This is a genomic window from Aestuariivirga sp. (genome assembly GCF_044239095.1).
GTDB lineage: Bacteria > Pseudomonadota > Alphaproteobacteria > Rhizobiales > Aestuariivirgaceae > Aestuariivirga.
Window position 1 is genome coordinate 1 of sequence record NZ_JBIICB010000247.1, and the last position, 6,533, is coordinate 6,533.

Sequence of the window (6,533 nt, forward strand, 5' to 3'; positions counted from 1 at the left end):
TGCCGAAGAAGGTCGAAGGCGCACCCACGCGCGGTCCGCGCGCTCAGTAAGCGCATTCACTGTCCGGTTGATTGAAGGCCGCCTCCCCGGGAGAGCGGCCTTCTCTGTTTCTGGAACCGGATTGATACCACCCTTTCCCGCCCAATCGGGCGCAGCCCCTAAGGCGCTTCTGCCAATTAAGGCAGCCGCCTCATTTGCCCTGAACTGGTCACAACATTTCACAAACCGGTAACAGGACTGTCCCAACAGCGTACGGATCTTCCCCCAGATAAACGTCACATGAACGGTGCGTTCAGTCCTGGTTCCAAGCGGACAAGGCAACGTGCCCTGACTGAAGACACAAAGGGAATTTGAACATGATCCGCTACGCCTTCGTCCTGACCCTTGCGCTTGGCACCATTGCCGGCGTTGCCGCGGCGGTCGAGGCATCCGCCGCCAAATCCGCCCATGACGTGGCCACCGCCGCCAACGTGACGGTGATCGAGAAGAACAGCCCATTCCCGGTGCTGGGTCCGATCGTCGTGGAAGAGTGCGTGCGCGACGACTGTTCAGACCTCGCCTCCTGAGCGGCAGGCGCCGCGCTTCCGGCCATTCCGGCGCTTGAATAGCCAGTTCCCCATCACGATATGTTTTCTACCCAGGCAGTACTTCCCCCCCATCCCCTGCAAACACTGCCTGCAACTGGACCCCGGACATGTTCCGGGGTTCTTTTTTTCGGATTATCCGCAGCTGTGATGCGCATTACAGCCGCCCAGGCGGCAGGGCCGTAGAAAGCTCCCATGACGAGAGCAGCCGGGCCACACCGGCACCTACGGAGTAACGATAATGACCCGCTACACCGCCGTCCTGCTGATCGCCCTCGGCACCGCCGCCACCGCGCTCGCCGCTGTGAACCCGGAGCAGCGCACGGAACGCGAGGTTCCCGGCTCCAACGTCACGGTGATCGAGAAGAACCAGGCCTTTCCCCTGATGGGGCCGCTCGAAGTCGAGGAATGCCTCGACGACGAATGCATCCACACGCTGGGCTGACGAATTTCCCCGGGCGGACGCCGCCTGCAAGGAGAAGATGATCATGAAGACCCTCACCACTTCGATGCTGCTGAGCGTAATCTTCCTGTCGGCGGGCGCCTTCGCCGGGCCGGGCCCCAAGATGCAACCCGCTCCAGCGGCACCTGCAGCCTCGCTGAACGTGACCGTCATTGCGAAGAACGGTGTCTGGCCTCCGGCCGCATAGGTATCGATGGAGCCCTGCCAGATCCGCCGCTGCCTCGACGCCTGAGCGAGGCAAAGGCCATCCCACACGCACGGGGCTTGCCCGCGCCGTGATCTTCCAGCGCGAGGCCTCCGGCTCTAAGCGGGTGGCATGGCCGATTAGGCTTGGAATCCCCGCCTCGAGTGTGTAGGAAACCCAAAATTCGGGTTCCCCTCAAGATGCCAAAGCGCACTGACATCAAATCCATCCTCATCATCGGGGCTGGACCGATCATCATCGGCCAGGCCTGCGAGTTCGACTACTCCGGCACCCAGGCCTGCAAGGCCCTGAAGGCCGAGGGTTACCGCATCATTCTGGTCAACTCCAATCCGGCGACCATCATGACGGACCCGGACCTGGCGGACGCCACCTACATCGAGCCGATCACCCCGGAAGTTGTCGCCCGAATCATCGAGAAGGAGCGGCCAGACGCCCTGCTGCCCACCATGGGCGGCCAGACGGCGCTGAACACCGCGCTCTCCCTCAACAAGATGGGCGTGCTGGAGAAATACGGCGTCGAGCTGATCGGCGCCAAGGCGGACGCCATCGACAAGGCGGAAGACCGCGAACTGTTCCGCGAGGCGATGAAGAAGATCGGCCTCGACACGCCGAAGTCGATGCTGGCCAATGCCTCCGATGCAAAGGACGCCGACAAGGATGTCTATGCCGCCGAGATCGCGCGTCTCAAGTCCGGCGGCGGCGACATCGAGGCTTTCGAGAAGAGCTGGGCCGCGTCCGAGCCGGAGCGGCTGCGCAAATACCGCAACCGCGCCATGGTGGAAGCCTTCGAAGCCATGCTTGAGGTGGGACTGCCCTGCATCATCCGCCCCTCCTTCACGCTGGGCGGCACCGGCGGCGGCATCGCCTACAACCGCGAGGAATTCTTCGACATCGTGGAAAAGGGCCTCGATGCCTCCCCCACCGCGGAAGTCCTGATCGAGGAATCGGTGCTGGGCTGGAAGGAATATGAGATGGAGGTCGTCCGCGACACGGCGGACAACTGCATCATCGTCTGTTCCATCGAGAACGTGGACCCGATGGGTGTTCACACCGGCGATTCGATCACGGTCGCCCCGGCGCTGACGCTGACGGACAAAGAATACCAGATCATGCGCAACGCCTCGATCGCGGTGCTGCGCGAGATCGGCATCGAGACGGGCGGCTCGAACGTACAGTTCGGCGTCAACCCGGCAGATGGCCGCCTGGTCGTGATCGAGATGAACCCGCGCGTCTCGCGCTCCTCGGCCTTGGCCTCCAAAGCCACCGGCTTCCCCATCGCCAAGGTCGCAGCCCGCCTCGCCGTCGGCTACACGCTGGACGAACTCGCCAATGACATCACGGGCGGCGCCACGCCCGCGGCCTTCGAGCCGACCATCGATTACGTCGTCACCAAGATTCCGCGCTTTGCCTTCGAGAAGTTCCCGGGCGCCTCCAACAACCTGACCACCGCCATGAAGTCGGTCGGCGAAGTGATGGCGATTGGCCGCTCCTTCCAGGAATCCATGCAGAAAGCCCTGCGCGGGCTTGAAACCGGCCTCACCGGCTTCAACGAAGTCGAAATCGAAGGGGCAGGCGAAGGCGACGACAAGAACGCCATCCGCGCTGCGCTGGGCACCCCCACGCCAGACCGCCTGCTGAAAATCGCGCAGGCCTTCCGCATGGGCGCCACGGTCGAGCAGATCTTCGCCTCCTGCAAATACGAGCCGTGGTTCCTCCGCCAGATCGAAGAGATCGTGCAGACGGAAGAGAAGATCCGTGAGCGCGGCCTGCCGAAGGATGCCGTGAACCTCAAGAAGCTCAAGTCCATGGGCTTCTCGGACCAGCGCCTGGGCGAGCTCGTACGGATCTCCGAAGACAAGGTGCGCAGCCACCGCCACAAGCTGGGTGTGCGCCCCGTGTTCAAGCGCATCGACACCTGTGCGGCCGAATTCGCCTCACCCACCGCTTACATGTATTCAACCTATGACGCGGAAGATGAGGCGCGGCCGTCTGACCGTCAGAAGATCATCATCCTCGGTGGCGGGCCCAACCGCATCGGCCAGGGAATCGAGTTCGATTATTGCTGCTGCCATGCCTGCTTCGCGCTGCATGACGCGGGCTATGAATCGATCATGGTCAACTGCAACCCCGAGACCGTCTCGACCGACTACGACACCTCGGACCGCCTCTACTTCGAGCCACTCACCGCAGAAGACGTGCTCGAGATCATCCACACTGAGCAGAAGAACGGCACGCTCAAGGGCGTCATCGTCCAGTTCGGCGGCCAGACGCCCCTGAAGCTCGCGGGCGCACTTGAGAAGGCCGGCGTTCCGATCCTCGGCACCACGCCCGATGCCATCGACCTGGCCGAAGACCGTGACCGCTTCTCGAAGCTTCTGAAGAAGCTGAAGCTGCGCCAGCCCGAAAACGGCATGGCCTATTCCGCTGCCGAAGCGAAGAAGATCGCCAAGAAGATCGGCTTCCCCGTCGTCATCCGCCCGTCCTATGTGCTGGGCGGCCGCGCCATGGAAATCGTCAAGGACGACGCCCAGCTCGAGCGCTACATCACCGAGGCCGTCGTGGTGTCGGGCGACTCACCGGTGCTGATCGACAGCTATCTCTCCAACGCCATCGAAGTCGACGTCGACGCCATCTGCGACGGCAAGGACGTGTTCATCGCCGGCGTCATGGAGCACATCGAGGAAGCGGGCATCCATTCAGGTGATAGCGCCTGCTCGCTGCCGCCCTATTCGCTTAAAGCGCCCGTGATTGCGGAGATGGAGCGCCAGGCCAAGGTCATGGCGCTGGCCCTCAACGTCGTCGGCCTCATGAACGTGCAGTTCGCCATCAAGGATGGCGAGGTCTATGTGCTGGAAGTCAATCCGCGTGCGTCACGCACCGTGCCCTTCGTCGCCAAGGTCATCGGCCTTCCCGTCGCGAAGATCGCGGCGCGCGTCATGGCAGGCGAGAGCCTTGCCAGCTTCAAGCTGAAGCAGAAGAAGCTCGCGCATGTGGCGGTCAAGGAAGCCGTCTTCCCCTTCAACCGCTTCCCCGGCGTCGATGTTCTCCTCGGACCCGAGATGCGTTCGACGGGCGAGGTGATGGGCCTCGACATGACGTACGACATGGCCTTCGCCAAGAGCCAGCTTGGTGCGGGCATGCGCATGCCGCAGGCGGGCACGGTCTTCATCTCGGTCAAGGATGCCGACAAGGCCAAGATCCTCCCCGCCATGCGCAAGCTCGTGGAGATGGGCTTCAAGCTCGTCGCCACGGGGGGCACGCAGCGCTATTTCGAGGATAAGGGCGTTCCCTCCACAAAGATTAACAAGGTGCTGGAAGGCCGCCCGCATGTGGTGGATGCGATCAAGAACGGCGAGATCCAGCTGGTACTGAACACCACCGAGACACGCGCCTCGCAGTCCGACTCGAAGCCCATCCGCCAGACGGCACTGATGCAGAAGGTGCCCTACTACACCACGCTGCCCGGCATCCTCGCCGTCACCAAGGCGATTGCCGCCCAGAAGGAAGGCCGGTTGGACGTGAAGCCGCTGCAGGATTATTTCTGAACTTCCCCCTCTCCCCCACGCAGTGGGGGAGAGGAATGGGAAAGGCAGGATTTCTATTTCGCTGCGGCCTCGATCAAGCCGATCCACCGCTCCACCCGGGCCCTGTTCACCCCCATGTCGCTCCTGCCCAGCTTCGAGCGGGAATAGAGCAGCACCACCGAGCCGCCCTCCGGCGCCGGCATGACCTTGACGTTGATGGTATCGGGAAACCCCATCAGCCTGCTGCGCTGGACGTAGCGGAGCGTGCCGGACGCAGCGTCCGCCGCCACCTGTTCCAGCCGCGGCTCACCCGCCACGGCCTCCTGCATGGCACGCAGCACCTCCTCTTGCGGCAGGGAGAAAAGAGGTGCTGCGACATCGGCGGTGGCGGCGCAAAGCTGCGGCGAACAGGCCAGCGCGTCATTGGGCGTGTCCCGCCGCGTGAGTGTCGTGAAATCAACCTCGCCCAGGTCCGCCGTGCCAAGGCGCGGCCATGCCGCAAGGAAAGCCAAGGCCACGGCAGCGGCAATCACGATCAGCAGGATCTTGCGGTTCGCCATGATGCTCATGCTAGCCCAACCTCATTCACCCGTCACCCCGGCGCAGGCCGGGGTCCAGCTTTGGCGTCCCGAAGCGGGATTCCGGCCATCTGGAATAAAGGATAGAGCAATCTTTTCAATTTGTTAGAATACATTCACCGCCCTCCCCTTGAAATCCGGACGAAGTTGAGCCATCTTCTCGTTTCGCCCGGCAAGACACGGAGTTATCCGTATCGCCGGGTGTCGTTTTTTCCCACACGACCGATGATCATTCCTCTCCGGGCCGGACAAGAGACCCGGGGAATTCAAGAAACTGGACGAGACCGATGGACAAAGTGCCGATGACTGCCGAAGGCCACTCCGCCATGATGGATGAGGTGAAGCACCTCAAGTCCGTGGAGCGCCCGCGCATCATCAAGGCCATCGAGGAAGCCCGCTCGCATGGCGACCTGTCAGAGAATGCCGAATACCACGCCGCCAAGGAGCAGCAGGGCTGGACCGAGGCCCGCGTCGCCGAGCTCGAGGACAAGCTGTCCCGCGCCGAGATCATCGACATTTCCAAGCTCTCGGGCGACACCGTCAAGTTCGGCGCCAAGGTGACGCTGATCGACGAGGAAACCGAGGAGAAGACCTCCTACCAGATCGTCGGCGAGTTCGAGGCCGACGTGAAGAAGGGCAAGATCTCCGTCTCCTCCCCCATCGCGCGCGCCATCATCGGCAAGAAGATGGGCGACTCGGTTGAGGTCAACACGCCGGGCGGCGGCAAATCCTACGAGATCGCCAACGTCGTCTGGCGCTAGCGCGTGTTCCGACCAGGTGGAATCACCTGGTCGAAAAGAACTCGCGCAAGATCAATGGCTTGAGCATGACCTTATCGCAAAAGTGGTTTCCACTTTTGCGGGTCATGCTCTAACCGCCGCGCGCCTCCGCCAGATATGACAAGAGCCGGGTTTTGCCCGGCTCTTTTTGTTTCAGCTTGTCGGCAGCGCCTTTTCGACCGCCTGCCGGATCTTAGGCGCCATGGGCTTGGTCTGGGTCGAGAACCAGTCGATGAAGCGGCCATCGGCGCCGATCAGGTATTTGTGGAAGTTCCACTTGGGCCGCCCCAGCATGCCCGCCTTCTCGCCGGCCCACACATAGAAGGGGTGGGCGCCCGCGCCCTTCACCACCGTCTTGTCAGCGAGCGGAAACGTCACGCCGTAGTTGAGCTTGCAGAAA

General features: G+C 62.6%; 6 protein-coding genes and 1 pseudogene. 5 read left to right on the forward strand and 2 right to left on the reverse strand.

Annotated features, from left to right (window positions below; genetic code table 11):
- Window positions 1-356: 356 nt before the first annotated feature.
- The 4 genes from ACILRA_RS18030 to carB all read left to right on the forward strand — a co-directional run bounded on the left by ACILRA_RS18030 (window position 357) and on the right by carB (window position 4,797).
- On the forward strand, window positions 357-566 hold the full coding sequence (locus ACILRA_RS18030) for a hypothetical protein (RefSeq protein ID WP_395663451.1): 210 nt from the start codon (window positions 357-359) through the stop codon (window positions 564-566).
- A 259-nt stretch (window positions 567-825) separates the two neighbouring features.
- Window positions 826-1,029, forward strand: a complete 204-nt coding sequence (locus ACILRA_RS18035; protein ID WP_395663452.1) for a hypothetical protein — start codon at window positions 826-828, stop codon at window positions 1,027-1,029.
- 43 nt (window positions 1,030-1,072) lie between these two features.
- Window positions 1,073-1,234 carry a hypothetical protein gene (locus ACILRA_RS18040; RefSeq protein ID WP_395663453.1) on the forward strand — a complete coding sequence of 54 codons (162 nt, stop codon included), beginning with the start codon at window positions 1,073-1,075 and terminating at the stop codon, window positions 1,232-1,234.
- Between the two features lie 197 nt (window positions 1,235-1,431).
- Window positions 1,432-4,797, forward strand: coding sequence for a carbamoyl-phosphate synthase large subunit (gene carB, locus ACILRA_RS18045; RefSeq protein ID WP_395663454.1), 3,366 nt, complete (start codon window positions 1,432-1,434; stop codon window positions 4,795-4,797).
- Window positions 4,798-4,850: 53 nt separating this feature from the next.
- On the opposite strand, the gene ACILRA_RS18050 is transcribed toward carB, so the two are convergent.
- Window positions 4,851-5,345 (reverse strand): DUF1499 domain-containing protein, encoded by a 495-nt coding sequence (locus tag ACILRA_RS18050; protein ID WP_395663455.1) that lies wholly within the window; start codon window positions 5,343-5,345, stop codon window positions 4,851-4,853.
- Between the two features lie 296 nt (window positions 5,346-5,641).
- Here ACILRA_RS18050 and greA point away from each other — a divergent pair, with 296 nt between their 5' ends.
- Window positions 5,642-6,115 (forward strand): transcription elongation factor GreA, encoded by a 474-nt coding sequence (gene greA, locus ACILRA_RS18055; protein WP_395663456.1) that lies wholly within the window; start codon window positions 5,642-5,644, stop codon window positions 6,113-6,115.
- Window positions 6,116-6,286: 171 nt separating this feature from the next.
- Here greA and ACILRA_RS18060 read toward each other — a convergent pair.
- A pseudogene (locus tag ACILRA_RS18060) lies at window positions 6,287-6,533 on the reverse strand (glutathione peroxidase); the annotation flags it as partial.

Bases quoted from the DNA above. Each gene is read 5' to 3' on its own strand.
- ACILRA_RS18030 (WP_395663451.1), top strand. From the start codon at position 357: ATGATCCGCTACGCCTTCGTCCTGACCCTTGCGCTTGGCACCATTGCC.
- ACILRA_RS18035 (WP_395663452.1), top strand. From the start codon at position 826: ATGACCCGCTACACCGCCGTCCTGCTGATCGCCCTCGGCACCGCCGCC.
- ACILRA_RS18040 (WP_395663453.1), top strand. From the start codon at position 1,073: ATGAAGACCCTCACCACTTCGATGCTGCTGAGCGTAATCTTCCTGTCG.
- carB (WP_395663454.1), top strand. From the start codon at position 1,432: ATGCCAAAGCGCACTGACATCAAATCCATCCTCATCATCGGGGCTGGA.
- ACILRA_RS18050 (WP_395663455.1), bottom strand. From the start codon at position 5,345: ATGAGCATCATGGCGAACCGCAAGATCCTGCTGATCGTGATTGCCGCT.
- greA (WP_395663456.1), top strand. From the start codon at position 5,642: ATGGACAAAGTGCCGATGACTGCCGAAGGCCACTCCGCCATGATGGAT.